At 37.3% G+C, this 1,321-nt stretch carries 2 protein-coding genes; both read left to right on the top strand.

The window, feature by feature from the left end:
* Positions 1-402, top strand: a 402-nt coding sequence (locus FFM57_RS09985; protein WP_246023491.1) for a helix-turn-helix domain-containing protein, incomplete at its 5' end; no start/stop codon positions are given.
* Positions 312-1,247 carry an IS3 family transposase gene (locus FFM57_RS09760; protein ID WP_307723002.1) on the top strand — a complete coding sequence of 312 codons (936 nt, stop codon included), beginning with the start codon at positions 312-314 and terminating at the stop codon, positions 1,245-1,247. The genes FFM57_RS09985 and FFM57_RS09760, both read left to right, overlap by 91 nt.
* The last annotated feature ends 74 nt before the right edge of the window (positions 1,248-1,321 follow it).

Genomic DNA, 1,321 nt, shown 5'->3' with positions numbered 1-1,321 from the left:
AATCAACATTATTCTGTTCAATTCAAGATGGATGCGATAGAGTTATATCAAACAACTGAGATGTCCTATCGTGAAGTAGCCAATCATTTAGAAATGAACAATCCTGCATTAGTTGCCAATTGGATGCGTATCTTCCGTATGGAAGGTATTGATGGACTCTCAAGGCCGAAAGGACGTCCAAGTAAATTGTCTAAGAAAAACGAAACGAAGAAAAAAACAGAACCTAAGGTAACATCTGAAGAACGTAACCGCATCAAGGAATTGGAGAAACAGGTTCGTTCTCTTCAAATTGAAAATGCCTTTTTAAAAGAATTGAGGAAGCTGCGAAAACAGGAAGCCCAACAAAGACGCAAGAATCAATCGCAAGGATTATCGCAAGCCTCCGAGGATCATTCAAATTAGTTGAGCTTCTTGAAACGTTAAAATTTCCTAAGGCGACGTATATGTATTGGCAAAAGCGTTTTGATCGTGTCAATCCAGACCAGAAAATTGAAGAAGCGATGCAAGAAATTCGTAATAAACATAAGAACTATGGTTGCCTACGGATAACCAATGAACTAAAAAAATATGGATTTCACGTCAATAAAAAGAAAGTTCAACGTCTCATCAAAAAGTTAGGGCTAGAGGTTACTGCTTACACACGTAAATCTCGGCGGTATAACTCTTATCGTGGAAAAATTGGGACTGTAGCTAAGAACCTTATCCATCGTCGTTTCTATACGAGTGTCTGTCATCAAAAAATCACAACAGACACTACTGAATTCAAGTATTTCGAAACGGACACCCGAGGTGTCGTTCGTCAGAAAAAACTTTACTTAGATCCTTTTATGGATTTATTCAACAGTGAGATTATATCTTATAGAATCTCTGGAAAACCTAGCGCTGTAGCGGTCATGGAAGGATTGGAAGAAGCTATTCGACTGACCAATGATTGTGTTTATCGACGCACTTTTCACTCTGATCAAGGCTGGGCTTATCAAATGAAAGCCTATGGTCAAAAGTTGAAGCAGCATAAAATTTTTCAGAGTATGTCTCGAAAAGGGAACTGTCTAGATAATTCGCCTATAGAGAACTTCTTTAGTCTTTTAAAACAAGAAATCTACCATGGAGAAATTTACCATAGCTTCGATGAACTTAAGACAGCAATTGATCAGTATATTGACTATTACAATAACGAACGAATGAAAAAGAAATTGAACTGGCAAAGTCCTGTTCAATTTCGAAAGACGTATCAAGTAACTGCCTAATACCTATTTTATTGCATGAAAAAAGGAGTGGATTTCTCCACTCCATAAAAGTCTAACTTTTTGGGGTCACTACA

Origin of the sequence: Enterococcus nangangensis (assembly GCF_005405245.1) — a bacterium.
Taxonomy (GTDB): domain Bacteria; phylum Bacillota; class Bacilli; order Lactobacillales; family Enterococcaceae; genus Enterococcus_J; species Enterococcus_J nangangensis.
Note: the sequence above shows the minus strand (reverse complement) of the source record. Positions and strands in the feature narration are given on the sequence as shown.